General features: G+C 64.4%; 24 protein-coding genes. 7 read left to right on the top strand and 17 right to left on the bottom strand.

All coding sequences use genetic code 11. The annotated features are described in order from the left end of the window. Positions 1-10 precede the first annotated feature (10 nt). Both tsaE and CAG18_RS11520 read right to left on the bottom strand, forming a co-directional pair. Entirely contained in the window at positions 11-469 is a 459-nt protein-coding gene (tsaE, locus tag CAG18_RS11525) for a tRNA (adenosine(37)-N6)-threonylcarbamoyltransferase complex ATPase subunit type 1 TsaE (protein WP_206695211.1), read from the bottom strand. Positions 470-471: 2 nt separating this feature from the next. Next, positions 472-1,332, bottom strand: coding sequence for an NAD(P)H-hydrate dehydratase (locus tag CAG18_RS11520; protein ID WP_039612441.1), 861 nt, complete (start codon positions 1,330-1,332; stop codon positions 472-474). 65 nt (positions 1,333-1,397) lie between these two features. Here CAG18_RS11520 and queG point away from each other — a divergent pair, with 65 nt between their 5' ends. Further along, positions 1,398-2,462 carry a tRNA epoxyqueuosine(34) reductase QueG gene (queG, locus tag CAG18_RS11515; RefSeq protein WP_085720917.1) on the top strand — a complete coding sequence of 355 codons (1,065 nt, stop codon included), beginning with the start codon at positions 1,398-1,400 and terminating at the stop codon, positions 2,460-2,462. Between the two features lie 181 nt (positions 2,463-2,643). Here queG and CAG18_RS11510 read toward each other — a convergent pair whose 3' ends face one another. After that, positions 2,644-3,255, bottom strand: a complete 612-nt coding sequence (locus tag CAG18_RS11510; RefSeq protein WP_013974442.1) for a trimeric intracellular cation channel family protein — start codon at positions 3,253-3,255, stop codon at positions 2,644-2,646. 100 nt (positions 3,256-3,355) lie between these two features. After that, positions 3,356-3,898, bottom strand: a complete 543-nt coding sequence (gene orn / locus CAG18_RS11505) for an oligoribonuclease (protein WP_085720916.1) — start codon at positions 3,896-3,898, stop codon at positions 3,356-3,358. Between the two features lie 143 nt (positions 3,899-4,041). On the opposite strand from orn, the gene rsgA reads away from it, so the two are divergent. Further along, complete coding sequence (gene rsgA, locus CAG18_RS11500) at positions 4,042-5,073, top strand: small ribosomal subunit biogenesis GTPase RsgA (protein ID WP_013974444.1); 1,032 nt, start codon at positions 4,042-4,044, stop codon at positions 5,071-5,073. A 174-nt stretch (positions 5,074-5,247) separates the two neighbouring features. Here rsgA and motB read toward each other — a convergent pair whose 3' ends face one another. After that, positions 5,248-6,261: a flagellar motor protein MotB gene (gene motB / locus CAG18_RS11495; RefSeq protein WP_015272013.1), complete on the bottom strand. Its 1,014-nt coding sequence runs from the start codon at positions 6,259-6,261 to the stop codon at positions 5,248-5,250. Positions 6,262-6,264: 3 nt separating this feature from the next. Then, a complete protein-coding gene (gene motA, locus CAG18_RS11490; RefSeq protein WP_015272014.1) occupies positions 6,265-7,116 on the bottom strand; it encodes a flagellar motor stator protein MotA in 852 nt (283 codons plus the stop codon). Positions 7,117-7,246: 130 nt separating this feature from the next. On the opposite strand from motA, the gene CAG18_RS11485 reads away from it, so the two are divergent. From CAG18_RS11485 to asd, 3 genes are read left to right on the top strand one after another with little or no spacing between them, the layout of a single operon-like run. Continuing rightward, positions 7,247-8,782, top strand: a complete 1,536-nt coding sequence (locus tag CAG18_RS11485; protein WP_085720915.1) for an HDOD domain-containing protein — start codon at positions 7,247-7,249, stop codon at positions 8,780-8,782. Between the two features lie 44 nt (positions 8,783-8,826). Further along, positions 8,827-9,636 (top strand): rhodanese-like domain-containing protein, encoded by an 810-nt coding sequence (locus tag CAG18_RS27295; protein ID WP_013974448.1) that lies wholly within the window; start codon positions 8,827-8,829, stop codon positions 9,634-9,636. A 9-nt stretch (positions 9,637-9,645) separates the two neighbouring features. Beyond that, positions 9,646-10,509 (top strand): archaetidylserine decarboxylase, encoded by an 864-nt coding sequence (gene asd / locus CAG18_RS27290; RefSeq protein WP_085720914.1) that lies wholly within the window; start codon positions 9,646-9,648, stop codon positions 10,507-10,509. A 131-nt stretch (positions 10,510-10,640) separates the two neighbouring features. Here asd and serB read toward each other — a convergent pair whose 3' ends face one another. Further along, positions 10,641-11,855, bottom strand: coding sequence for a phosphoserine phosphatase SerB (gene serB / locus CAG18_RS11470; protein WP_015272016.1), 1,215 nt, complete (start codon positions 11,853-11,855; stop codon positions 10,641-10,643). A 135-nt stretch (positions 11,856-11,990) separates the two neighbouring features. Here serB and CAG18_RS11465 point away from each other — a divergent pair, with 135 nt between their 5' ends. Then, positions 11,991-13,448 (top strand): AhpA/YtjB family protein, encoded by a 1,458-nt coding sequence (locus CAG18_RS11465; RefSeq protein WP_085720913.1) that lies wholly within the window; start codon positions 11,991-11,993, stop codon positions 13,446-13,448. 159 nt (positions 13,449-13,607) lie between these two features. Here CAG18_RS11465 and CAG18_RS11460 read toward each other — a convergent pair whose 3' ends face one another. From CAG18_RS11460 to CAG18_RS11420, 9 genes are all read right to left on the bottom strand, one after another. Next, positions 13,608-14,318 (bottom strand): membrane integrity-associated transporter subunit PqiC, encoded by a 711-nt coding sequence (locus CAG18_RS11460; RefSeq protein WP_031324184.1) that lies wholly within the window; start codon positions 14,316-14,318, stop codon positions 13,608-13,610. A 172-nt stretch (positions 14,319-14,490) separates the two neighbouring features. Further along, the gene (gene parC, locus CAG18_RS11455) at positions 14,491-16,749 is read right to left on the bottom strand and encodes a DNA topoisomerase IV subunit A (protein WP_023660490.1); all 2,259 of its coding nucleotides are present in this window, start codon (positions 16,747-16,749) and stop codon (positions 14,491-14,493) included. Between the two features lie 10 nt (positions 16,750-16,759). Continuing rightward, positions 16,760-17,278 carry a TIGR02281 family clan AA aspartic protease gene (locus CAG18_RS11450; protein WP_015272019.1) on the bottom strand — a complete coding sequence of 173 codons (519 nt, stop codon included), beginning with the start codon at positions 17,276-17,278 and terminating at the stop codon, positions 16,760-16,762. Further along, positions 17,275-18,261: an esterase-like activity of phytase family protein gene (locus tag CAG18_RS11445; RefSeq protein WP_013974455.1), complete on the bottom strand. Its 987-nt coding sequence runs from the start codon at positions 18,259-18,261 to the stop codon at positions 17,275-17,277. Before CAG18_RS11445 ends, CAG18_RS11450 begins: the two co-directional genes overlap by 4 nt. Next, positions 18,258-20,162: a DNA topoisomerase IV subunit B gene (gene parE, locus CAG18_RS11440; protein WP_015272020.1), complete on the bottom strand. Its 1,905-nt coding sequence runs from the start codon at positions 20,160-20,162 to the stop codon at positions 18,258-18,260. Before parE ends, CAG18_RS11445 begins: the two co-directional genes overlap by 4 nt. A gap of 35 nt (positions 20,163-20,197) precedes the next feature. Continuing rightward, on the bottom strand, positions 20,198-20,806 hold the full coding sequence (locus CAG18_RS11435) for a YqiA/YcfP family alpha/beta fold hydrolase (protein WP_003258136.1): 609 nt from the start codon (positions 20,804-20,806) through the stop codon (positions 20,198-20,200). A gap of 275 nt (positions 20,807-21,081) precedes the next feature. Next, positions 21,082-21,882: a 3',5'-cyclic-AMP phosphodiesterase gene (gene cpdA / locus CAG18_RS11430; protein ID WP_085720912.1), complete on the bottom strand. Its 801-nt coding sequence runs from the start codon at positions 21,880-21,882 to the stop codon at positions 21,082-21,084. A gap of 85 nt (positions 21,883-21,967) precedes the next feature. Further along, complete coding sequence (locus CAG18_RS11425) at positions 21,968-22,420, bottom strand: DUF1249 domain-containing protein (RefSeq protein ID WP_016501905.1); 453 nt, start codon at positions 22,418-22,420, stop codon at positions 21,968-21,970. After that, complete coding sequence (locus tag CAG18_RS11420) at positions 22,411-23,028, bottom strand: NUDIX domain-containing protein (RefSeq protein ID WP_015272022.1); 618 nt, start codon at positions 23,026-23,028, stop codon at positions 22,411-22,413. The genes CAG18_RS11425 and CAG18_RS11420 overlap by 10 nt, the downstream gene beginning before the upstream one ends. Positions 23,029-23,213: 185 nt before the next feature. On the opposite strand from CAG18_RS11420, the gene CAG18_RS11415 reads away from it, so the two are divergent. Further along, entirely contained in the window at positions 23,214-23,960 is a 747-nt protein-coding gene (locus CAG18_RS11415; RefSeq protein WP_039612449.1) for an RsiV family protein, read from the top strand. Here CAG18_RS11415 and cytX read toward each other — a convergent pair. Further along, complete coding sequence (gene cytX, locus CAG18_RS11410; protein WP_085720911.1) at positions 23,929-25,212, bottom strand: putative hydroxymethylpyrimidine transporter CytX; 1,284 nt, start codon at positions 25,210-25,212, stop codon at positions 23,929-23,931. The genes CAG18_RS11415 and cytX overlap by 32 nt on opposite strands. Between the last annotated feature and the right edge of the window lie 48 nt (positions 25,213-25,260).

Raw genomic sequence — 25,260 nt, 5'->3', positions numbered from 1 at the left:
CCTACCCCACTTACTGTTTATAGTGTTCGGCCAGTGCCACGCACCAGGCCTCGCCGCGAGCCCCCTGCGGCGAAAGGTTCAGCGAGCGTCCGCCCGCTTGGGGGCTTATGGTAATGGTCAGGTCGGGCTTTGGCAAAACGCCCGCACCCTTTTGTGGCCACTCGAACAGGCACAGCGGGTCGCCCTCGAAATAGTCACGAATGCCCATGAACTCCAGCTCTTCCGGATCGACCAGGCGATACAGGTCGAAATGGAACGCCCGCACCTCACCGATCTCGTAAGGCTCGACTACGGTGAAGGTCGGACTTTTCACTGCACCAGTATGGCCCAGGCCACGAATCAGGCCACGCGACAGCGTGGTTTTGCCCGCGCCCAGGTCACCTTCCAGAAAAATCACGCCGTGACCGCCGGTCACCTCGGCCAGTTGTGCGCCGAATTTGACCGTGGCCGCTTCATCGGCCAGAAACAGGTTTAAGCCAGACACGCTGAATGCTCCTCCAACAACTCACGAATGACCGGTGCCAGATCGCTGGCAGCCAGGCCTCTACCTTTTACGCCCAGACGCTCGCCGGCACAGGCGTGCAGCCATACCCCCAGCCCCGCGGCGTGCCAGGCATCCAGGCCTTGGGCCAACAGCGCCGCCAGCACGCCGGTCAGCACATCGCCCAGGCCGGCACCGGCCATGGCCGGGTGGCCACGTTCGCACAACAGCAGTTGCCCGGCCGGGTCGGCTACCAGAGTGCCGGCCCCCTTGAGCACGCAGACGCTGTTGTAACGGCGCGCCAGCTTGCGTGCGGCACCCGGGCGGTCCGCCTGCACAGCCTCGGTGGAAATGCCCAGCAGCCGCGCCGCCTCCCCGGGGTGCGGGGTAAGGATGCTGCCACTGGGCAGGGCCAGCGGGGTGCGCGCCAGCAAGTTCAGGGCATCGGCGTCCCACACCTGTGGGCGCTCGGCATTGGCCACCGCCGACAACAGGCTGCGGCCCCAGGCTGCCTGGCCCAGGCCAGGGCCGACCACCAGCACCGAAGCGCGCTCCAGCACGCCCATCAGCTGGTTGGCCGAAGTGGCGCCCAGGCACATGACCTCGGGCAGGCGCGCCAGGCTGGCAGTCACGTGTTCAGGCCGGGTCGCCACGCTGACCAGCCCCGCGCCACAGCGCAGGGCGGCCTCGGCGCTGAGCAGCACCGCGCCGCCGGTACCGAGGTCGCCACCGACCACCAGTACATGGCCGAAGTCGCCTTTATGGGCATGCGCATGCCGTGCCGGCAGGTGCGCGACAGTCACGCTGCTGAGCAATTGAGGGGTATGGCTGGGGTGTTTGGTCTGCGGCATGGGGTCAAAGGCTCCAATGTCTGGCAGAATTATACGCACCTGAGCCCGTATTGCCTTGCCCATCCATGTCCGCCTGTACGCCTGACCTCGCCCAACTGGCCCAATCCATCAAGATTTGGGGCCAAGAACTCGGTTTTGCCCATGTTGGCATCGCCGGGGTAGACCTTGGCGAACACGAACACCACTTGCAGCGCTGGCTCGACGCCGGCTACCAGGGCGAGATGGATTACCTGGGTGCCCACGGCAGCAAGCGTGCACACCCAGAGCAACTGATCCCTGGCACGGTACGCGTGGTATCGCTGCGCATGGACTACCTGCCGGGCGACACACAGATGGCGCAGCGCCTGGCACAGCCCGAAAAAGCCTACGTATCGCGCTACGCCCTGGGCCGGGATTACCACAAGCTGGTGCGCAAGCGCGTGCAGTTCCTGGCCGATCGCATTCAGGAAGCCATCGGCCCGTTCGGCTACCGCGCCTTCGTCGACAGCGCTCCGGTGCTGGAAAAGGCCCTGGCCGAGCAGGCCGGGCTGGGCTGGATCGGCAAGAACACCCTGCTGCTCAACCGCAAGGCGGGCAGCTACTTCTTCCTCGCCGAGCTTTTCGTCGACCTGCCGCTGCCGGTGGACGAAGCCACCACGAGCGAACACTGCGGGCGCTGCCAGGCCTGCCTGGACATCTGCCCGACCCAGGCCTTCGTCGGGCCGTATGTGCTGGATGCACGGCGCTGCATCTCCTACCTGACCATCGAATTGCGGGGGCCGATCCCCGTCGAGTTGCGTTCGAAGATGGGCAACCGGGTGTTCGGTTGCGATGACTGCCAGATCGTCTGCCCGTGGAACCGCTTTGCCAGGCACAGCCAGGAACAGGACTTCCAGCCACGGCACGGGCTGGAGAATGCCGAGCTGGCGGAGATGTTCCTGTGGGATGAAAAGACCTTCCTGCGCAAGACCGAAGGCGGGCCATTGCGCCGGGCCGGGTATGAGCGCTGGTTGCGCAACCTGGCGGTTGGGCTTGGCAATGCGCCATCGACTATCCCGGTGATCGAAGCGCTGAAGGCGCGGCGCGAGGATGCCTCTGAGCTGGTGAGGGAGCATGTGGAGTGGGCGCTGGCGCAGCACGGCATTTCGTAGCCCCCCTGAGGTAGATTGCCCAGCCCTTTGGGCTGCGTTATCGCACAGATAACTGAATTCGCAAGCGATCCTCGTACCCTGTGGGAGCGGCTTTAGCCGCGAAGAATCCAACGCGGTGCATGGCACCGGCTACGCCGGTGTTCGCGGCTAAAGCCGCTCCCACAGGGGGCGCATGTCAAGGCTACTGCTGGTCGTTGTAGTGGAACTTGGGCATTTCCCAATGGAACCGAATCGCCAGCAGCCGCACCAGGAACCCGCCAAACAAGGTCAGCAGCATCGCCTGCTCCGCCGGCACCTTGAAATACACGCACCCCAGGTAGAACCACGCCGCGGCAAACGACACACTGGCGTACAGCTCGCGGCGGAACACCAAGGGAATATCGTTGCAGAAGATATCCCGCAAGATCCCGCCAAATACCCCGGTGATCACCCCGCTGATCGACGCCACCAGCATGCCCTGCCCCATCTCCAGCGCGGTCATGCAGCCGATCAGGGTAAAGGCCACCAGCCCCAGGGCATCGAGCACCAGGAACAGCGAGCGCAGGCGGCGCATCATCGGCGCGATGAAAATGGTCAGCAGCGCCGCACAGCTGGTCAGCACCAGATATTCAGGATGCTTCACCCAGGTCAGCGGGTAATGCCCGAGAAGCACGTCACGCACCGAGCCGCCACCCAGGGCGGTGACGCAGGCAATCAGCACCACGCCGAACCAGTCCATGCCGCGGCGGCCTGCAGACAACGCGCCGGTCATGGCTTCGGCGGTGATGGCGATGAGGTAGAGCATCAACAACATGGTGCGGGGTCCGTGCGGGCGTGCGAGAAAGGCGCGCAGTCTAACCAGTTGCCCATGGCACCAAAAGAGGGCGCAGATACAATATCTGCGCCTTTTCGGCTCACACCTTGATGAAGTGCTCGCGATAGTGGCGCAGTTCGGCGATCGATTCGCGGATGTCGTCCAGCGCCAGGTGGGTGTTGCCCTTCTTGAAGCTGTCGCGCACATCAGGTGCCCAGCGTGCAGCCAGTTCCTTCAGGGTCGAAACATCCAGGTTGCGGTAGTGGAAGTAGTTTTCCAGGTTGCGCATGTGCCGGTAGAGGAAGCGGCGGTCCTGGCAGATGCTGTTGCCACAGATCGGGGACTTGCCTTTCGGTACCCACTGCTCGAGGAAGGCAATGGTCTGCGCCTCGGCTTCGGCCATGCCGACCTTGCTCTCGCGAACGCGCTGGGTCAGGCCCGAAGCGCCATGGGTGCGGGTGTTCCACTCGTCCATGCGCGCCAGCACTTCGTCACTGTGGTGGATGGCAATCACCGGCCCTTCGGCCAGGGTGTTCAGTTCGCTATCAGTGACGATGGTGGCCATCTCGATGATGACGTCGCTGTCCGGATCCAGGCCGGTCATTTCCAGGTCGATCCAGATCAGGTTCTGTGGGCTTTGCATGCGGGGGCTCCTCGTATAGGCCGTCATAGTAGCGTAGTGGCCAAGGCACGCCCATTCACGGTGCGAAGGTAAGCCAAATGGTCCGGCGCCTGGCGTGCTAAACTGCCTGCCGTTTTCAACCTGCCCCCACGCACGGAACCTTCATGGCCAAACGCCAGCTCAATCGCCGCCAGAACTGGCGCATCGAAAAAATCCAGAACGAGCGCGCCGCGCGTGCGGCCAAACGCGAACAGCACGTGCTGCAGGAACTGGAGGGTGGCGACCTTGGGCCAGAGCAGTTGGGCCTGGTGATTGCGCACTTCGGTGTGCAGGTAGAAGTGGAAGCCCAGGACGGCGAAGCCGCGGGCCAGGTGTTCCGTTGCCACTTGCGCGCCAACCTGCCGGCGCTGGTTACCGGCGACCGCGTGGTATGGCGGGCGGGCAACCAGGGAATTGGCGTGATCGTCGCGCAGATGCCGCGCAGCACCGAGCTGTGCCGGCCTAACAACCACGGCCAGCTGAAGCCGGTGGCGGCCAACGTCGACCTGATCGTGATCGTCTTTGCCCCCGCGCCCGAACCACACCCCAACCTGATCGACCGTTACCTGGTGGCCGCGGAGCACGCCGGCATTCGCCCGCTGCTGCTGCTGAACAAGGCCGACCTGATCAACGAAGAGAACGGCCCGGGCCTGCATGCGCTGCTGGAGGTTTACCGCGAGCTCGGCTACCCGCTGCTCGAGGTCTCGGCACATCACGGTGACGGCATGCAACGCCTGCAGCAGATGCTCGACGGCCACATCAGCGTGTTCGTCGGCCAGTCGGGGGTGGGCAAGTCGTCGCTGGTCAACAGCCTGCTGCCGGAGGCCGGCACCCGTGTCGGCGACCTGTCGGAATGGTCTGGCCAGGGTACCCACACCACCACCACCGCGCGGCTGTACCACTTCCCTAATGGTGGCGACCTGATCGACTCACCGGGCATCCGCGAGTTCGGCCTGGGTCACGTCAGCCGCAGTGATGTGGAGGATGGTTTCATCGAGTTCCGCGACCTGTTCGGCACCTGCCGCTTCCGCGACTGCAAGCATGATCGCGAACCGGGCTGCGCGCTGCTCAAGGCGCTGGACGAGGGGCGTATCAAGCAGCAACGGATGAACAGCTACCGCTCGATCATTGCCAGTTTGCCGGAAGACGCTTACTGACCGCTTGCACCCCAGGTTCTGCACAAGACTCGAGGGCTACGCCAATCCTGTGGGAGCGGGCGTGCCCGCGAAGCAGGCACCTCGGTGGTTGGCACGGGCTTCGCCCGTGTTCGCGGGCAAGCCCGCTCCCACAGGGTACGCGCTGGCTTCAGCTACAGCGCGATCCTGCAAGGTTTACTGGTCCTTGGCCTCATCCATCTTCAGCGTCCCCTCTTCGAAGATGTTCAGCTTCTGGCGCAATTCACGCGGCTGCATGGGGGCCTGCCCGGCCTCCCCAGGCACAGCCGGTGCCGCAGCGGCCGGCGGCGCGGGCTCGGCAGCCGGTGCTTCCGGCGCGCCCTGCTCGCCTTCGATATTGCGCTGGGCCTTTTTGGTCAGCACGATGATGTCGATGCGGCGGTTGACCGGGTTGAACGGGTCCTTGCGGTCGAACAGCGACGACGAGGCATAACCCACCACCCGCGCCACCTGGCCATCCGGGTAGCCGCCGGCCACCAGTGCACGGCGCGCGGCGTTGGCGCGGTTGGCCGACAATTCCCAGTTGCCGAACTCGCCACTGCCGGCATAGGGCTTGGCGTCGGTGTGGCCACTGATGCTGATCTTGTTCGGCACCGCCTTGATGGTGTCGGCCATCGCCAGCAGGATGTCCTCGAAGTACGGCTGCAGGCGCGCGCTGCCAATGTCGAACATCGGCCGGTTCTCGGCGTCCATGATCTGGATGCGCAGGCCGTCCTGGGTGATCTCGAACAGGATCTGGTCCTTGAACTTCTGCAGTTGCGGGTTCTCTTCCACCTTGTTCTGCAGTTCCTGCAGCAGCAACTCCAGGCGCTCACGCTCGACCTGCTCGGCCATGGTCTCCACCTGGTCCTTGTCCAGCTGAATGCTGGTATCAGGCGTCGGCTCCGACTTGGCTTCGGGGTTGATGGTCTTTTCCGGCGCCAGCTGAGGCGAGCCGCCCAGGTCGATGACGTAGGGCGTTCCGCTTTCCGAGAAGCCGATCGGGTCCTTGAAGTAGCCGGCAATGGCGATCTTCTGTTCCGGGGTGGCCGTGGACAACAGCCACAGCACCAGGAAGAACGCCATCATCGCCGTGGCGAAGTCGGCGAAGGCGATTTTCCAGGCGCCGCCGTGGTGGCCGCCGCCAAAGCGCTTGACGCGCTTGACGATGATGGGCTGATTGTTCTCCATGACTCAGCGACCGCGAACCGCTTGTTCCAGTTCGGCGAAGCTTGGGCGGTGCTTGGGGTACAGCACTTTGCGCCCGAACTCGACCGCCAGCGAAGGCGGCATGCCCGAGGCCGAGGCCACCAGCGAGGCCTTGATCGATTCGTAGAGGTTCAGCTCTTCCTTGGCATCGTGCTCCAGGCACTTGGCCAACGGGCCGAAGAAGCCGTAGGCCGCCAGAATACCGAAGAAGGTACCCACCAGCGCCGCACCCACATGGAGGCCGATGGAGGCCTGATCACCATCGCCGAGCGAGGCCATGGTCACCACGATACCCAGTACCGCCGCAACGATACCGAAGCCGGGCATGCCGTCGGCGATGCCGGTCACCGCATGGGACGGGTGCTCCAGTTCTTCCTTCATGCTCAGCAGTTCCATGTCGAACAGGCCCTCGAGTTCGTGCGGGGCCATGTTGCCGGTGGACATGATGCGCAGGTAGTCGCAGACGAATGCGGTCATGCGTTCATCTGCCAGCACCGTCGGGTACTTGGCGAAGATCGGGCTGGCGGCGGCATCCTCGATATCGGCCTCGATGGCCATCATGCCTTCGCGCCGGCTCTTGTTGAGAATCTCGTACACCAGGCCCAGCACTTCCAGGTAGAAGGCATGAGTGAAGCGTGAGCCGAACATCTTCATCGACTTCTTGATGACGTGCATGGTCATGTGGCCAGGGTTGGCCTGCAGGAATGCACCAAAGGCCGCACCGCCGATGATCAGTACTTCGAACGGCTGGATCAGTGCCGCGATCTTGCCGTGGGAAAGCACGTATCCGCCGAGCACGCTCGCGAATACGACGATGATGCCGATAATTTTAGCCATAGGTTCAAAGCACTTGCTGTCGTGGTCAGGGGAAGAGACGGGAGCTTTAAAACTCTTCTTCTACTTATCGGCAGAACTGCGCCAGACTATAGCCACTCAATGCGAAAAGCCAGTTCGGACTGATGTCAAAATGCCAATTGAAACCAAGGTGCCCGCTCAGGCTCCACGTACGCTAGAGGCCTGGGTAAAGCTGCTCGAGAGTGTTCGCATCCCCGTGCCGAAGCACAGCTACGACCGGGTCATGGCCGCCATCCACGATAGCCGCCGTTCACTGCGCGATATCGCCGAACTGATGCAGGATAGCCCGGCGCTGGTGCTGTCGGTGATGCGCGAAGCCAATCACCCCACCAATGCCAGCCTGGCAGAGCCCGCCGAAAGCCTGGAAGTCGCCCTCAACCGCCTGGGCCTGGAGCGCAGCGAACAGCTGCTCAAGCGCCTGCCAGCAGTGCCCGTCGAAGAGATCCCGCCGGTACTGTGCCAGTTCCAGCTGATCAGCCAGCACGCCTCGCAGCAGGCCAGCGGCCTGTTCGCAAGCCGCCTGGCACGGCTGTGGCAGGAAATCCACTGGGGCAGCCTGTTGTTCCTGTCGCCACTCTGGCCGCTGGCGCTGGCCTACCCCAAGCTGCTCGATACCTGGGAGCTGCGGGTTATCCACAAGGGCGAAGACGCCGCCCATGTCGAGGAAGAACTCTTTGGCGTGCGCATCATGGAGCTGTGCCAGACCATGGCGGAGTACTGGCGACTGCCACAATGGGTGACCCAGGGTTACCGCCTGCTGCTGGAAGAGCGCGAACAACTGGCCCAGGTGCTCAGTATCGCCCGCGATCCGGACCTGCTCAGCCAGCAACACCGCCTGGACGCCGAGCCTGGCCTGCGCCGCTGGTTCAACCAGCCGGCCAACACCGTGCTGCTGGCCAACAACCTGGCCCTGGCGGCACAAGTGGGCTGGGACAACCCGCACCTGTTGCGCTGGCAGCTGCTGACCGCACTGTACCTGCAGACCTCGCTGGACGACGTGCAGCAGCAGGTGCACCAGCAGGCTGCGGCCAGCGCCCGCCGCCATGCCCAGCATGCCTTGTTCCACCCGGCCGAAGCGCTGATCTGGCCCTGGCACCAGCGCCGTCCGCACCCAGACATGCTGGCTCCGCCACCGCCCACCAGCGACGAACTGACGCGCTGGCGCAAGCTGTGCCAGGACCTTCTGGCCCAGCCCAGCCCGTTCACCAACAACGTACACCTGGCCACGCAGGTTATCGAGGCCCTTCTGGCCTCTGGCATGCAGCGGATCCTGCTGCTGAGCCTGGACAAGGCCAACGACCAGCTGCGCGTGCAGCAGATGGCCGGCCTGCCAAAGGAAGCCGGGGCGCTGGTACTGCCGGTGGCGCAGAACAAACTGCTGCAAAAGCTGCTGGCCAAGGCCGGGCAATTGCGTATCACCCCGGAAAACCACAGCCAGCTCTCGGCCCTGCTGCCGGCTCCGCTGCGTGCCTTGTTCCGCAGCGAGCACGTGCTGCTACGCTCGCTGGCGGTGGCGGACCAGGTGCTGATGCTGATGGTGGCTGACCAAGGCTGCCGGCCGCTGGCCGATATCAGCGTGCAAGCCTTCGGCAAGACCGCACAGTGCACCGAACGGGCGCTATCGGTGTTTGCCAACCGCAAGGCCTGAGCCTTGCGCTACAATCGCCCCTCTTTCCACACTGGAGACCGTGGATGACTGACTTTTCCGGCCTGCCCCTGGTGATCGAAGCCGCGGACCTGCTGCCGCGCCTGGATTCGCCACAGCTGATCCTGATCGACCTGAGCAGCGCCAACCGCTATGTCAGCGGGCATATCCCCGGCGCACGCTTTGTCGAAGGCAAGCGTACCCAGCTCGGCCAGCCCCCCGCGCCCGGCCTGCTGCCGGCCCTGGGCGAGCTGGAAAAACTGTTCAGCGAACTCGGCCACCGCGACGATGCCGTGTATGTGGTGTATGACGATGAGGGCGGCGGCTGGGCCGGGCGTTTCATCTGGTTGCTCGACGTGATCGGCCACAAGCGTTACCACTATCTCAATGGCGGCATCCAGGCCTGGCCCGCCGACAAGCTCTCCACAGAAGTGCCCGCCAGCGGCAATGCGCCGGTGCACCTGCGCATCGACACTTCGCCAACCGCCACCCGCGAGTACCTTCAAAGCCGCCTGGGCGCCGACGACCTGGTCATCTGGGACGCCCGTGGCCCGCAGGAATTCAGCGGCGAGAAAGTACTGGCAGCCAAGGGCGGCCACATCCCCGGCGCGATCAACTTCGAGTGGACCGCCGGCATGGACCTCAACGACCACCTGCGCATTCGCCAGGACATCGCCGAAGTCCTGAAGAACCTGGGCATCACCCCCGACAAGGAAGTGATCACCCACTGCCAGACCCACCGCCGCTCCGGTTTCACCTACCTGGTGGCCAAGGCCCTTGGCTACCCGCGCGTCAAGGCCTACGCCGGCTCGTGGAGCGAATGGGGCAACCACCCGGACACGCCTGTAGAAGTCTAAGGAACCTGCATGAAATCCCGTTTGTTCATCATCAGCCAGTACCTGCTGCCGCACCACTTGCTGTCGCGGCTGGCCGGCTGCATAGCCGAGTGCCGCGTGCGCTGGTTCAAGAACGCCTTCACCGCCTGGTTCGCCAAGCGTTACCAGGTCAACATGAGCGAAGCGCTGGTCGAGGACCTGAGCGCCTACGAGCACTTCAATGCATTCTTCACCCGCGCCCTTAAGCCGGGTGCCCGCCCGCTGGACGAGACCCCGGGCGCCATCCTTTGCCCGGCCGACGGTGCCATCAGCCAGCTTGGCCCGATCGAGCACGGCCGCATCTTCCAGGCCAAGGGCCACGGTTTCAGCGCGCAGGAGCTGCTTGGCGGTGACCCGGCCATGGCCGCGCCGTTCATGGGCGGCGAGTTCGCCACCATCTACCTGTCGCCCAAGGACTACCACCGCGTGCACATGCCGCTGGCCGGCACCCTGCGTGAAATGGTCTACGTGCCGGGCCGCCTGTTCTCGGTCAACCAGACCACCGCAGAGAACGTCCCCGAGCTGTTCGCCCGCAACGAGCGCGTGGTCTGCCTGTTCGATACCGAGCGCGGGCCGATGGCCGTGGTGCTGGTGGGCGCGATGATCGTCGCTTCGATCGAAACCGTGTGGGCCGGGCTGGTGACGCCACCCAAGCGTGAACTGAAGACCTTCCGCTACGACGAAGCCAGCCGCGCGCCGATCCACTTGGAGAAAGGTGCCGAACTGGGCCGCTTCAAGCTGGGGTCGACTGCTATCGTGCTGTTCGGGCCGGAGCAGGTGAAGTGGGCGGAGAACCTGGGTGCGGGTTCAGCGGTGCGCATGGGGCAGCAGTTGGCGGCGCCTGTGCAGGCTTGATTGCCTGATGGAACCTGGGGCCGCTTTGCGGCCCTTTCGCGACACAAGGCCGCTCCTACAGGAGATAAGCGATTCCCTGTAGGAGCGGCCTTGTGTCGCGATGGGCTGCGAAGCAGCCCCGGATTCTCAAATCAGCCGCGCGCGTCGCGGTCGCGCAAGCCCAGCAGATACAACACTCCATCCAATCCCAGGGTAGAAATCGCCTGCTTGGCCGACTGGCGTACCAGCGGCTTGGCACGAAACGCCACACCCAGGCCGGCCAGCGACAGCATCGGCAGGTCGTTGGCACCGTCACCCACGGCAATGGTCTGCTCCAGCTGCAAGCCTTCTTCGCTGGCCAGCTTCTGCAGCAGCTCGGCCTTGCGCTGGGCATCGACGATCGGCTCCACAGCCACGCCGGTCACCTTGCCATCGACCACTTCCAGCTCGTTGGCGAATACATAGTCGATACCCAGGCGCGCCTGCACCTGGCGGGCAAAGTAGGTAAAGCCGCCAGACAGGATCGCGGTCTTGTAACCCAGGCGCTTGAGCTCGGCAAACAGGTTCTCGGCACCTTCAGTCAGACGCAGCGACGCCCCGATCTCATCCAACACGCCCACATCCAGGCCCTTGAGCAGCGCCATGCGCTCCTTGAAGCTGGCGCGGAAGTCCAGCTCGCCGCGCATGGCGCGCTCGGTGATGGCGGCAACCTGCTCACCCACGCCAGCGGCCTTTGCCAGTTCGTCGATGACCTCGGCTTCGATCAGCGTCGAGTCCATGTCGAAGACCGCCAGGCGACGGTTGCGGCGGAACAGGTCGTCCTTCTGGAAGGCAATGTCGATGCTCAGCTCTTCGGCCAGGGCGAAGAAGTCGGCACGCAGAGCCTCGGCATCGCTCGGCACGCCGCGCACAGAGATCTCGATGGCCGCCTTGCCCTTGTCGGTCTCCGCATCCAGCGCCACACGGGCCGACAGGCGCTCGATGCGCTCGATGGTCAGGCCGTACCGGCTGATCACCGCACTCACCCGCTGCAGTTGCTCTGGAGTGATCTTGCGGCTGAGCAAGGTGACGATGTGGCGCGCCTCGCCCTGGCCATCGGCCCAGTGCTGGTAGTCCGCCTCGGAAATCGGCGTGTAGCGGGCCTGCAGGTTCAGTTCGTGGGCCTTGGCCTGCACGCTCTGCAGCAGGGAGGTGGCCACTTCGTTGTCCGGGATATCGACCAGGATGCCGAACGACAAGGTACCGTGCATGACTGCCAGGCCAATGTCGAGGATGCTCACACCGCCCTGCAGCAGGACGCCGGTGATAGCCGCAGTGAGACCGGGACGGTCCTCACCGGTGATGTTGATCAGGACGATTTCGCGCACAACCTGGCTCCGACTTCGATGAAAAATGCGCATTCTACCGATTTTCCGTGACCGTCGGGCGCCAACGATACTTTGCCGACAAAACCCGGCTCGCTATACTGCCCCACACTTTCATGCCATTAAGAGCCGAGCTCAGTGAACCGGCCCACGCCCGTCAAAGCAGACAACTTCTTCCTGATGATCTATCGCGCCCTGAGTCAACGTCGCGTGCCGCTGGCACTACGCATCGCCTGCACCAACATTTTCCTGGTGGCGCTGGCGTTGGTGATCTACGCCTGCGTGATGGGCCTGCAGTTCAAGCAGGCCATGCACGAGCAGGCCGATGCCCTGGGCCAGAGCCTGACCACCCAGACCGCCACCTCGGCGACCGAGTTGCTGGTGGCCAACGACATCCTCAGCCTCAACGTTCTGCTCGGCAATCTGGTGAAAAACCCACTGGTGGCCCATGCGGCGATCTACAGCGTGGACAACCGCATCCTCGCGGAAGCCGGCCAGCGCCCGCGCAACAGCCTGCTGGGCGAGGCCGAAGGCCTGTACCAGACCAAGATCACCTTCCAGGACGTGACCGCCGGGCAACTGCGCATCAGCCTGGACATGAGCCAGTTCCAGCAGCCGATGCTGATCAGTCTGCAGAGCATGGGCATCCTTGCCGCCATCCTGCTGGTGCTGGCGCTGACCCTGAGCCTGCGCCAGGGCCGCTTCATCACCCTGCCGCTGCTGCAACTGCGGGTGTGGCTGCGCGACCCGCAACCCTATACCCCGGCCACCGACCGCCAGGACGAGATCGGCGACATCGCCCGCCAGCTGCACGCGCGCCTGGCTCCGCCCCCGCCACCTGAGCCGGAGCCCGAAGAAGAAGACGACGAGCAGTTCGACGACCTGCGCGACGCTGCCCCGGCAGCCAAGGTCGCACCGCGCGCCAAGCTTGCCGCCCAGGCGGACGAGGATGACGATGAGGCCTTCGCCGGCCTGCTGGACGACGAAAGCGCGCCCAAGGCCGCCGTGGTCGAATCCGACGAGCCGCAGTACAGCGCCGTGCTTGCCGTGCAACTGGGCTCGCAGGAGCAGCTGCGTCGCCTGCCGCGCACGCGCCTGACCGAACTGACCGAGCGCTACCGCGATTGCCTGGAGCATGCCGCCTCACTCTACGACGGTGAAACTCACACGCTCAACGACGGCAGCACCCTGGTGCTGTTCCACAGCCGCGACTGCGGCGAGGACTACCTCACCAACGCCATCTGCTGCGGCGAGCTGTTGCGCGCCTTGGGCCATGCCCTGCAGATCGAGGTAGCGGACAGCGGCATTACCCTGCAGCTGCAGCTGGGCCTTGCCCTGGGTAACGACCTGCAAGGGCTGGAGCTGGTAGACCTGCTGATGGCCGAAAAGGCCCAGGACGCTCTGGCACTGTCGCAGCACAGTCGCAACTTGTTGCTGGTAGAACGGCAGATCAGCGATGACACGCTGATTCGCCAGCGCGCCCGCATTCGCCCGATTGCCAGCCCCGAGGGTGCCTGCTGCGTGGAGCGCCTGATGGAACCCTACCCGTCGATGCTGGAGCGTCAGCTCGCGCGGATGCACGAACGCCGGGCCTGATACCGGGCTGGCCTCTTCGCGGGTAAACCCGCTTCCACAGGGCCTGCGCCAACCTGTGGGAGCGGGTTTACCCGCGAAGAGGCCAGCACAGACAGTACAAAAACAGCAGATACGAAAAAGCCCGCAATGATGCGGGCTTTTTCGTATCTGGCAGCTAGATCAGAACCGGTAGACTTCCATATCGGTTCGAATCGGCGCAGCCATCGGGATCTTGGATTTCTCAGGCGTCTTCTTCACCTGCACCGGAGCAGCCGATTTTTTAGGCGACTCTTCGGCAATCGCCGGCTGGTTAGCCAGAGGCTTGACCGCTGTGCTCAGCTGTTCGGCCAGTTTCTGAAGCAACTGGCCCTGGGCCTGCACCTGCGACGCCTCGCTGCCCGCGTGTGGCTGCTCGAGGTGAACGATGCGGTTGTCACGCACATGGCCACGGCGGTCCAACAGGCGCCACTGGGCATCCAGGACGGCCGGCTGGTCCTTGCCCGAGTCCAGGCGAGTGATCGACAGCAACACTTGTACATCCGGGTTGAACCCGGCAGCCGCCGGGGCCAGCACCACGCGCTGGCTGTCCAGGCGCCAGGCGAGCTGGCGCACCAGCAGCTGGTCGATATCCGACGAAAGGCTGCCGGCCCAACGACCGTCGGTCGCCGAACTCAGGCTGCCATCGGCCTGACGCTGCAGGAACGTCTCACGTTGCAGGTAATCGGCAACCGATACCGGACCGAGCACCACGGCCATGCCCGCACTCTGCGAAGGCTGGCCAGGATCACCACTGTCGAGCTGGTACAGGGCAACCGGCTGATGCATGGTGCACCCGCCAAGGCCCAGCAGGCCAGTCATCAACAGCGCAAATGGAAGGCGCAGAAATTTCATCATCCCATCCAGGCGGTCGCCAAAAGGCCAACCGCAGTGATACATATAAATTCAAACGGGCACACGGCCACGCCGGCACGGCAAGGGCCATATCATCCGCGAAATAACCGTCCGACTCCAGCATTTCTGCCCGGAACGACGCTGAAATTGCCGCTCCAGACATTTCAACCGCTTACGCCGGCACTTCCACCTGCAACCCATCGACCCGCTGGAACCCGCGTGGCAGCTTGCTGCCGCGCCGTCCGCGCTCGCCCTTGTAATGCTCCAGGTCGTCCGCTTTCAGAGATAGGGTACGCTTGCCGGCTTGCAATACAAGCGTCGCGCCATCTGCTATCACGGCCAGATCGGTAACAAATTCTTCACGGCTCGCCACCCGGTCGCCCGGCACCCCGATAATCTTGTTGCCCTTGCCTTTGCCCAACTGAGGCAGGTCGCTGACCTTGAATACCAGCAGACGGCCTTCGGTGGTAACCGCCGCCAGCCAGTCCTGCTCGCGGTTGGCCACCGGGCGCGGGGTCATGACCTTGGCACCGTTGGGCAGGCTGAGCAAGCCCTTGCCGGCCTTGTTCTTGGCCTGCAGGTCTTCACCCTTGACCACGAAGCCATAGCCGGCGTCCGAAGCCACCACGTACAGTGCATCGTCGTCCGGCAACAGCACACACTCGAAGGTGGCCCCCGGTGGGGGCGTCAGGCGGCCGGTCAGCGGTTCGCCCTGACCACGCGCCGACGGCAGGCTGTGAGCGGCCAGCGAGTAGCTGCGGCCAGTGGAGTCGATAAGCACGGCAAATTGGTTGGAGCGCCCGGCGGCTGCGGCCTTGAAGCCATCGCCGGCCTTGTACGACAGGCCGGTGGCATCAATGTCGTGACCCTTGGCGCAGCGCACCCAGCCCTTCTCCGAGAGCACCACGGTGACCGGCTCGGTCGGCATCAGCTCGTTTTCCGACAGCGCCTTGGCCTCGGCACGCTCGACGATCGGCGAGCGGCGGTCGTCGCCATAGGTTTCAGCATCCTTGATCAGCTCGCTGCGTACCAGCTTGCGCAGCTTGGCATCGCTGCCCAGCAGGGCGAGCAGCTTGGCCTGCTCCTTCAGCAATTCATCCTGCTCGCCGCGGATCTTCATCTCTTCCAGGCGTGCCAGCTGCCGCAGGCGGGTCTCGAGAATGTAGTCGGCCTGGATTTCGGTCAGGTCGAAACGGGCGATCAGGGCCTGCTTGGGCTGGTCTTCGGTACGGATGATGTGGATAACTTCATCCAGGTTGAGGAACGCGGTCAGCAAACCTTCCAACAGGTGCAGGCGCTTCTCCACCTTGTCCAGGCGGTGCTGCAGGCGGCGACGGACGGTAGCGGTACGGAACTCCAGCCATTCCAGCAGCAGCGCTCGCAGGTTCTTCAGCTGTGGCCGGCCGTCCAGGCCGATGATGTTGACGTTGACCCGGTAGCTGCTCTCCAGGTCGGTCGTGGCAAACAGGTGCTGCATCAGCTCATCGGCATCCACACGGTTGGAGCGCGGGATGATGACGATGCGGCACGGGTTCTCGTGGTCCGACTCGTCACGCAGGTCGGCGACCATAGGCAGCTTCTTGGCCTGCATCTGCGCAGCGATCTGCTCCAGCACCTTGGCCCCGGAGACCTGGTGCGGCAGCGCGGTGACGACGATGTCGCCATCCTCGACGCGGTAGACGGCGCGCATACGGATGGAGCCGCGACCGCTTTCGTACATCTTGAGGATTTCTGCCCGCGGCGTAACGATCTCGGCCTCGGTCGGGTAGTCCGGCCCCTGGATGTGCTCGCACAGCTGCTCGATGGTGGCCTTGGGCTCGTCGAGCAGGCGCACACAGGCCGTGGCCACTTCACGCAGGTTGTGCGGCGGTACGTCAGTGGCCATGCCAACGGCGATACCAGTGGTGCCGTTGAGCAGGATGTTGGGCAGGCGCGCAGGCAGCACGGCCGGCTCCTGCAGGGTGCCGTCGAAGTTGGGCACCCAGTCCACGGTGCCCTGGCCAACTTCGCTGAGCAGCACTTCGGCGTAGCGCGAAAGACGCGCTTCGGTATAACGCATGGCGGCGAACGACTTCGGATCGTCCGGCGCACCCCAGTTGCCCTGGCCGTCGACCAGCGTATAGCGGTAGCTGAACGGCTGGGCCATCAGCACCATGGCCTCGTAGCAGGCCGAGTCACCGTGGGGGTGGAACTTGCCGAGCACGTCACCGACGGTACGCGCCGACTTCTTGTGCTTGGCATCGGCATCGAGCCCCAACTCGCTCATGGCGTAGACGATGCGTCGCTGCACCGGCTTCAGGCCATCGCCGATGTGCGGCAAGGCGCGGTCCATGATCACGTACATGGAGTAGTTGAGGTAGGCCTGTTCGGTGAAGTCAGCCAGCGAGCGGCGTTCTACGCCATCCAGGCTGAGTTCCAGTGAGTCGCTCATGCGGGCCTCGTCATTTCAGGTTCTGGCGCAGCAGCATGGTGCCGCCGCGCTGGGTAAATTCAAGTTGTTTCAGGGCACTCATGCCCAGCAATACGGTCTGCCCGTCCAGGCCCGGCACCACGATGGCGCGCACGTCCTGCAGGCGGATATCCCCCAGCTGCAGGCTGGTCAGGCGCGTGCGGTAGCCTTCGGTACGGCCGTTGGCGGTACTGAGCTGCACCGGGCTGCCACGCTCCAGGCCCAGCTCGCGGCCCAGCGCCTCGGGGATGGCCACGTCGGTGGCACCTGTGTCGAGCATGAAATGCACCACCTGGCCGTTGATTGCGCCATCCATCACGAAGTGGCCCTGGCCGTTGCCCAGCAGGCGCACCTCGATAAAGCCTTCGCCATGCGTCGACTGCACCTGGGCATTGGGGTTGCGCTGGCTGTCTTCCCATTGGCCGAAAAAACGCGTGGCAAGGAACAGCGCCGCCGCCCAGGCGACGATCATCAATACCTTGCCAGCCCGCTTGCCCGGTGCCTGGCTCATGGCTTGGCGCTCCATCCGCCTTCCGGCGCATCGAAGCGCCAGACGATCGGGCGTGCTTCGCCATCGGCGCGGGCGCCGTTGTTGTTGTCCACGCCTATCCAGGCGCCCTTGGCATCGATCACCAGGGCCTCGGCCAGACCGAACGGCTGCTGGTAGCGACGCGACTCGACCAGGGCATCGGCAGCGAACGACCAGCAGCGCTCGACCATGCCGCTGTCGGTATCCCGACGACAGACGCGGTAGGCATTGCGTTCGAGAGTGAACAGCTTGCCTTCGAACCAGGCCAAGTCGGCGAAGTCGCGCGACAGTGCCTGGGCATTGGGCATCTGTGCCGGCTGCATTTCGACCCCGGCCTCGCTCAGCAACACGCAGCTGCGGCCGCAGGTCCACACCGACTGCTGGCGCTCGATAGCCACCAGGCCACGGCGCTCGCGCTCGGCGGCCAGCCACAGGCGGTCACCCGCCGGGTTGATCGCCAGACCTTCGAACAAGGCGTTGAAGTTCAGCAGCATGCCGCTGGCCCGGGCCTGACGAACCATGGCCGGGTCGATCTTCAACCAGTCCGCCTCGCCTTCCAGCGGCAGTTGCAGCACAGCGGCATGAGCTTCGCTGACCAGGTACAGGTTGCCCGCCTGGTCACAGCTGATGCCTTCGAAATCCAGTTCGCCACCACGAATATACGACGCCGCCCAGTTGCGCGACTTCAGGCCCCACGGCAGGCCACTTTCCGGCACCGCTGGCGGGGTGAAGGTGAGCGGCTGCGCGCGCCAGGTCGGGTTTTGCTGGTCGAAGCGGTAGATGCGGTCGTCGTCGCGGTCGGATACGCCCCACAGCCCGCCCCGGCATTCCACCAGGCCAGACAGGTTGCCACCGCGCATGCCTTCGATCGGGTGCTCGGCGCTCAGCTTCAACTCTGGCCAGTTGCCCGCCAGGCTCGGCAGGGCAACCAGCGCCAGGCAGGCAGCCAGAAGCCGCCGAATCAAACCATGACCTCGGCCAGGTTGCCCTTGGTTTCCAGCCAGCTCTTGCGGTCGCCCGCGCGCTTCTTGGCCAGCAGCTTGTCCATCAGCTCGCAGGTGGCCTGCACGTCGTCCAGGGTCAGTTGCACCAGGCGCCGGGTATTCGGGTCCATGGTGGTCTCGCGCAGCTGTGGCGGGTTCATCTCGCCCAGGCCCTTGAAGCGTGTGACCTGTGGCTTGCCGCGCTTCTTCTCGGCCACCAGGCGATCGAGGATACCGTCACGCTCGGCCTCGTCGAGGGCGTAGTAGATTTCCTTGCCCAGGTCGATGCGGTACAGCGGCGGCATGGCCACGTACACATGCCCGGCCTCGACCAGGGCGCGGAAGTGCTGGACAAACAGTGCGCACAGCAGCGTGGCGATGTGCAGGCCGTCGGAGTCAGCGTCGGCGAGGATGCAGATCTTGCCGTAGCGCAGCTGCGCAAGGTCGGTGGCACCCGGGTCGACGCCAATGGCCACGGCGATGTTGTGCACTTCCTGGCTGGCCAGGACTTCGCCACCGTCCACTTCCCAAGTGTTGAGGATCTTGCCACGCAGCGGCAGGATCGCCTGGAATTCCTTGTCGCGAGCCTGCTTGGCCGAGCCACCTGCCGAGTCACCCTCGACCAGGAACAGTTCGGCGCGCATCGGGTCCTGGCCGGCGCAATCGGCCAGTTTGCCGGGAAGTGCCGGGCCCTGGGTTATGCGCTTGCGCTCGACCTTCTTGCTGGCCTTCAGGCGGCGCCCGGCGTTGCTGATGGCCAGCTCCGCCAGCTGCATGCCCAGCTCGGGGTGGGCGTTGAGCCACAGGCTGAACGCGTCCTTGACCACGCCGGAAACGAAGGCAGCCGCCTCGCGCGACGACAGGCGCTCCTTGGTCTGCCCGGAGAACTGCGGGTCCTGCATCTTCATCGACAGCACGAAGGTGATGCGCTCCCAGACGTCTTCCGGCGCCAGCTTCACGCCGCGCGGCAGCAGGTTGCGGAACTCGCAGAATTCACGCATGGCATCCAGCAGGCCCTGGCGCAGGCCGTTGACATGGGTGCCGCCTTGGGCGGTAGGGATCAGGTTGACGTAGCTTTCCTGGATGCTGTCGCCGCCTTCGGGCAGCCACAGCAAGGCCCAGTCCACCGCCTCCTTGTTACCGGCCAGGCTGCCGCAGAACGGCTCGTCGGGCAGGCGCTGGAACTCATTGACGGAATCGACCAGGTAGGAACGCAGGCCATCCTCATAGTGCCATTCGACCTTCTCGCCGCTGGCCTTGTCCTCGAAGCTGACCAGCAGGCCCGGGCACAGCACGGCCTTGGCCTTGAGCACATGCTTGAGGCGGCTGATGGAGAATTTCGGCGAATCGAAGTACTTGGGGTCGGGGCTGAAGTACACGCTGGTGCCGGTGTTGCGCTTGCCGACCGAGCCGACCACTTCCAGCTCGCTGGCCTTGAAGCCATCGGCGAAAGTCATCTGGTATTCGTTGCCGTCACGTTTCACGCGCACGCGCACCTGGGTCGACAGGGCGTTGACCACAGAGATGCCCACGCCGTGAAGGCCACCGGAGAACTGATAGTTCTTGTTGGAGAACTTGCCGCCGGCGTGCAGCTTGGTGAGGATCAGCTCGACCCCGGACACCCCCTCTTCCGGGTGGATGTCCACCGGCATGCCGCGGCCATCGTCGCTGACTTCCAGCGAGTGGTCGGCATGGAGGATGACCTGTACCGAACGGGCATGACCGGCCAGGGCTTCGTCGACACTGTTGTCGATGACTTCCTGGGCCAGGTGGTTGGGGCGGCTGGTATCGGTGTACATGCCCGGCCGCTTGCGGACCGGGTCAAGGCCCGAGAGGACTTCGATGGCGTCTGCGTTATAGGCGCTAGCGCTGGGAGTGGCCATAGGGTCTCGTCGTCAGTCTGGTGAATGCAAAAAAGTCAAAATACAGAAAAATCGAGCGCTGCGTACTGCCCACGGGCAATGCCGGCGAAGGCCAGCAGTGCCGGCAGGCGCTCGGCGAAGCCCTGGAAGCTGTGGTCGCCACCGGCCTGGATGCGCAGGGCACAAGCACGGTAATAGCGCTCGGCATGGCGATAGTCCAGGGTTTCATCGGCGGTCTGCAGCCACACTTGATAGCGGCTGGCGTCCACCGGGGCTGGCACTTCCAGCTCGGCCAGGGCCTGCACGTGATCGTGGGTCAGCTCCCAGGCTTCACCGGTGTAGTGATTGTGCTGGGTGCCCAGGTAGCCGTCGAAATGCTTGTGCGGTGTTACCGCCGGGTTCACCAGCAAGGCCTTGAGGCCGTGGCGCTCGGCCAGATAGGTGGCATAGTAGCCGCCGAGCGAACTACCTACCAACAATGGTGCGCCCAGTTCGGCGATGGCCGCTTCGAGCTGGGCGATGGCCTGCCGTGGGTGGTGGTGCAAGGCGGGCACCCGCAGTTGGGCCGACAGGCCCAGTTGCTGCATCACGGCCTCGAGTTGGCGCGCCTTGGTCGAAAGTGGCGAGCTGTTGAAGCCATGGATATAGAGGATGGAACCCGACATGCTGCCCCCGGAATCTGTGGCTTCGCGCCCGGTGATATGGGCGCAGGGACGCGCAGTGTAGCGCGTTCGCCGGGTTTTGACGCAGTGTCACGGGTTTCGCAACAATTTCTTCACCGAAGGCGCAACCACAGTTCCCTGTAGGAGCGGCCTTGTGTCGCGATGGGGCGCGAAGCGGCCCCAGGGTTTCAGCTGCGCCACAAATATTGCCGGGGCCGCTCTGCGGCCCATCGCGACACAAGGCCGCTCCTACAATTGACCGCGTCTGCAGCCGCAGCTCAATAGCCAGGGCTATCGAAGTCGAGCTTCACCTGGAAATCCACTGCCCGCTCCACCCCGGTCTCCAACCGCCCGTCGGCGTGGAGGCGCAGCCAGCGGTATCCAGGCTGCTCCTCGCTCACCTTGAAATCCTCGCTGCGCGCCGCGAACTGGATACAGGTCGACGGAGTGGCCAGCAGGCGACGGCCGTCGCGCACTTCATCCCATTCCTGGTGCACATGCCCCCACAGCAGCGCCCGCACCTGTGGGTACCCCTCAACGATATCGAACAGCGCCTGGGCATTGCGCAAGCCGATCGGCGCAATCCAGGCACAGCCGATATCCACCGGCTGATGGTGGAAGCACACCAGGCAATGCCGTTCACCCGCCTCTCGCAAGGCCGCTTCCAGCACTGCCAGCTGATCGCCCTCCAGCAGCCCATGCGTCGCCCCGGGTACGGCTGTGTTGAGCATGACGATGCGCCACGCACCGATATCGGTCACCGCCTGTACCAGCTCCGGCGCCACTTGCGCCATGACTCGGGCTTCGTCATGGTTGCCAGGCAACCAGCGGGTGGGCACGGCAAACGGTGCGGTCAGCTCACGGAACGCTTCATAGGACGCCACGCTGGCGTCCTGGGACAGGTCGCCAGTGCACAGCAGCAGGTCGACAAGCGGTTGCTCCCGCCGCACCTGGGCCACTACATGGCGCAGGCTGTCACGGGTATTGAGACCCAGCATGCTGCCGGCCGGGTCGGCGAACAGGTGGGCATCGGTCAGTTGCACCACATGCACGGGGCGCGATTGGTCTGGCTGCGGCAACGGCCGTCTCCTCGAACGGATTCAGCGCGAATTATGGCTGCACAACGGGTGCTAGCAAACACCCACGAACGACCTGCGTCACACTTCAGCGAACGCTCGCCAGCTCGTGACCACAAGCCAGGCAGTGGCTCAGCCATTCACCGAGGAACAGGTTGAGCTGGGCCTTTTCGTCCGGCTGGTGCATGGCTTCGTTGGGATAGGGGTATATGCTGCGCAGGCGTCGGGTGTGTTCGGCACTGACCACTTCGGCCATGCGCGCATCGTGGTACACCTGCACTTCCAGGTGCGGTACCGGCAACCACGGCAGACTGTGCTCCTGGCGCACGTGCAGGGTGGTGGTGTACGGGCAGGCCAGCACCACGTCGAGCACCAGCACGCCAAGCATCTGGTCGCCCTGGGTCATGCCGATGCGGCGCGAGCTCTGGGTGGTGCGCATGTCGGGCAACAGGCGCATCAGCCGGGCGTAGTTGGCCTCGCAGGCTGCCTGCAGCCCGACCAGGTCGACCCGATAACGCTCGCGCAGCAGGTTCACTTCCACATACCTCGTACTTCATCACGGTTCAGCGCCAGCCATTGCAGGCCGATGATGGTCGCCGCATTGCAGATGCGCCCGTCGCGCACCGCCTGCATGGCATCCTCGAACGACCACACGCGCACGCGAATGTCCTCGCCCTCTTCTTCCAGGCCATGCAGGCCGCCCGCCCCTTCACTGCTGCAACGGCCGAGGAACAGGTGAACATATTCGTCACTGCCGCCGGGCGACGGGAAGTAACGGGTCATCGGCCACAGGGCGCTGAAGGCCAGGCCGGCTTCTTCTTCGGCTTCGCGGTGGGCGACTTCCTCGGGTTGCTCGTCCTTGTCGATCAGCCCGGCCACCATCTCGATCAGCCAGGGGTTGTCGACCTTGTCCAGTGCACCGACGCGGAACTGCTCGATCAGCACCACTTCATCGCGCAACGGGTCGTACGGCAGCACGCACACCGCATCATGGCGCACGAACAATTCGCGGCTGATCTCGCGGCCCATGCCCCCGGCAAACAACTCGTGGCGCAGACGTAGCTTGTCGAGCTTGTAAAAGCCCTGGAAGCAGTTGGCCCGCTCAATGATTTCGAAGCCCTTGGGCACTGAGTTCAACGCGTCTGACATGGAAATCCTCATTACCTCGAATACCGCATCGCGCCATCCTACTCTGCACGCCTGCCGGTTTCACCCCTTTCCGGCAACCGTTCGCGCACTCGGGACAGCGCGCCTTCTCTCTGTTAGCTTAGTGGCGAACTGAAGGCCGCGCAGACGGTCAAAGGCCGACTTTTCCCTGTTCTGCAAGGATCCTCATGACACTTGTCAAACTGACTTCCGTGGCTGTGCTGGCCCTGGCCCTGGGTGCCTGCCAAAGCCTGTTCACGCCCAACTACCGGGCGCCGCTCGAGGTCAAGCGCGATGCCTGGGAGCATGTCAAACCCGGCTGCAGCGAAAGCGACTGCCCGCTGGTGAACATCGACATGATCCACTTCCCGGCCTTGCCCAAGCTCGATGGCATCGTCGAGAAACGCCTGCTGCAACTGACCGAAGACAACCAGCGCGGCAACGCACCGACCACCCTGCAAGCCTACGAGCAGCAGTACCTGGCCAGTGCCGACAAGCGCAACAGCAGCTACCTGCAGGCCAAGGTACGCGAGCAGCATGACGGACTGGTGATCATCGAATTGTCCAGCTACCTGGACAGCGGCGGCGCCCACGGCATGCCCGGGCGTGGCTTCATCAACTATTCGCGCAAGCTGGACAAGGTGCTGACCCTGCAGGACATGCTGGTGCCCGGCCAGGAAGACACCTTCTGGAAAACCGTCGAGGAATCGCACCGCGCCTGGCTGATCAGCGTAGGCATGGACAAGGATGCCGAGTTCATCAAGACCTGGCCGTTCAAGCAGTCGCCGCACGTCGCCCTGACGTACGGCGCGGTGGTGGTCAAGTACGAGGTCTATACCATCGCGCCCTACTCCATGGGCCACGTGGAGTTGAAGATCCCCTACCCGCGCCTGAATGGCGTGCTCAAGCCCGAGCTGTTTCCCGGCCGCGGCTGAAGCTCAGCAGCCCGTGCAGTAGCCCTGCCAGCAGCAATGCCGGCAGGGTCGCACCCAGGTCCGGCGCTTGCGCGGCGATCAGATGGTACGCGGCAACGCCCACCGCCCAGGCCAGCAGTGCCTGCCAGTGCAAGCCATGCACCTGTGCTGGCAAGCGGCGGCGACGGATCACGTAGTGGTCCATCAATACCACACCGAACAGCGGTGCAAACACCGAGCCGATCAGCAGCAGGAAGTTCTCGTACTGTGCCAGTGGTGCCAGCAAGGCGATCAGCGTGCACAGCACGCCAATGGCCAGCGCCAGGTGCTCGACCTTCAGGCGCACCAGCACGCCGGTGGAAACGGCCGCCGAGTGAATGTCGGCAAAAGCCTTTTCCGACTCGTCCAGCAGAATCAGCAGCAGTGGAATGCCCATGCCGGCGCCCGCCAGGGCCAGCAGCAGGGCGTTGGCTTCGCCACTGTCGGCGAAGGCCAGGGTGTAACCCACGCCCAGGCTCATCAGCCAAGTGTTGCCGATGAAGTAACCCAGCACCGTACCACCGAATACATGTTTGCCGTTACGGGCAAAACGCGAGTAGTCGGCGATCAGCGGCAACCAGGACAGCGGCATGGCGATGGCGATGTCGAAACCCACAGCCAGCGACATCGATCCGTCGCCGGCGCGGTTCCACAGTGCCGCAAGGTCGGCCTTGGCGAACAGGTTCCAGGTCAGCCAAAGGCAAGCGCCCAGCAGCAGCCAGATACCCCAAGTGCGTAGCACCTTGCGCACGAACGCCAGCGGCCCACCGACTGCGAGCAAGGTGGCCAGGGCGCCGAAGCATAGGGTCCAGAGCACAGGGCTGTTCCAAGCGCTGGCTTCGCCGAACGCCCGCGCGCCCAGCAGGCTGGCGGCATCGCGCATCACGATGATCTCGAACGCACCCCAGCCCACCAGTTGCAGCAGGTTGAGCAGCGCCGGCAAGCGAGCGCCATGGCCACCCAGGCTCAGTTTCAGCGTGCCCATGGCCGACAGGCCGGTATCGCTGCCGATGACACCGGCAGCCCCCAGCAGCAGCACACCCACACCGGTGCCCAGGGCGATAGCCAGCACCGCGCCGGCAAGGCCCAGGCCAGGGGCCAGCATGGCGCCGACCTGCAGCACCATCAGGCCGATGCCGAGGGAGAACCATAGCGAGAACAGGTCGCGGGCGCCGAAGATGCGCTGGGCGGTGGGGACCGGGTGGTCGGGGGAGAATTGGCTGGGTGATGTCATGGTTGGCGCTCGCCGGCAATGTTGTTGGTGTTCCTGGCGAGGACTGCG

This window comes from Pseudomonas sp. B22(2017) (genome assembly GCF_002113105.1).
GTDB classification, from domain to species: Bacteria; Pseudomonadota; Gammaproteobacteria; order Pseudomonadales; family Pseudomonadaceae; genus Aquipseudomonas; species Aquipseudomonas asiatica.
Note: the sequence above shows the minus strand (reverse complement) of the source record. Positions and strands in the feature narration are given on the sequence as shown.

Bases quoted from the DNA above. Each gene is read 5' to 3' on its own strand.
- rsgA (WP_013974444.1), top strand. From the start codon at position 4,042: ATGGCCAAACGCCAGCTCAATCGCCGCCAGAACTGGCGCATCGAAAAA.
- motA (WP_015272014.1), bottom strand. From the start codon at position 7,116: ATGGCTAAAATTATCGGCATCATCGTCGTATTCGCGAGCGTGCTCGGC.
- queG (WP_085720917.1), top strand. From the start codon at position 1,398: ATGTCCGCCTGTACGCCTGACCTCGCCCAACTGGCCCAATCCATCAAG.
- motB (WP_015272013.1), bottom strand. From the start codon at position 6,261: ATGGAGAACAATCAGCCCATCATCGTCAAGCGCGTCAAGCGCTTTGGC.
- CAG18_RS11510 (WP_013974442.1), bottom strand. From the start codon at position 3,255: ATGTTGTTGATGCTCTACCTCATCGCCATCACCGCCGAAGCCATGACC.
- parE (WP_015272020.1), bottom strand. From the start codon at position 20,162: ATGGCCACTCCCAGCGCTAGCGCCTATAACGCAGACGCCATCGAAGTC.
- parC (WP_023660490.1), bottom strand. From the start codon at position 16,749: ATGAGCGACTCACTGGAACTCAGCCTGGATGGCGTAGAACGCCGCTCG.
- CAG18_RS11460 (WP_031324184.1), bottom strand. From the start codon at position 14,318: ATGAAATTTCTGCGCCTTCCATTTGCGCTGTTGATGACTGGCCTGCTG.
- CAG18_RS11450 (WP_015272019.1), bottom strand. From the start codon at position 17,278: ATGAGCCAGGCACCGGGCAAGCGGGCTGGCAAGGTATTGATGATCGTC.
- CAG18_RS11415 (WP_039612449.1), top strand. From the start codon at position 23,214: ATGACACTTGTCAAACTGACTTCCGTGGCTGTGCTGGCCCTGGCCCTG.
- CAG18_RS27295 (WP_013974448.1), top strand. From the start codon at position 8,827: ATGACTGACTTTTCCGGCCTGCCCCTGGTGATCGAAGCCGCGGACCTG.
- asd (WP_085720914.1), top strand. From the start codon at position 9,646: ATGAAATCCCGTTTGTTCATCATCAGCCAGTACCTGCTGCCGCACCAC.
- CAG18_RS11435 (WP_003258136.1), bottom strand. From the start codon at position 20,806: ATGTCGGGTTCCATCCTCTATATCCATGGCTTCAACAGCTCGCCACTT.
- CAG18_RS11485 (WP_085720915.1), top strand. From the start codon at position 7,247: ATGCCAATTGAAACCAAGGTGCCCGCTCAGGCTCCACGTACGCTAGAG.
- cytX (WP_085720911.1), bottom strand. From the start codon at position 25,212: ATGACATCACCCAGCCAATTCTCCCCCGACCACCCGGTCCCCACCGCC.
- CAG18_RS11420 (WP_015272022.1), bottom strand. From the start codon at position 23,028: ATGTCAGACGCGTTGAACTCAGTGCCCAAGGGCTTCGAAATCATTGAG.
- orn (WP_085720916.1), bottom strand. From the start codon at position 3,898: ATGCAAAGCCCACAGAACCTGATCTGGATCGACCTGGAAATGACCGGC.
- CAG18_RS11520 (WP_039612441.1), bottom strand. From the start codon at position 1,332: ATGCCGCAGACCAAACACCCCAGCCATACCCCTCAATTGCTCAGCAGC.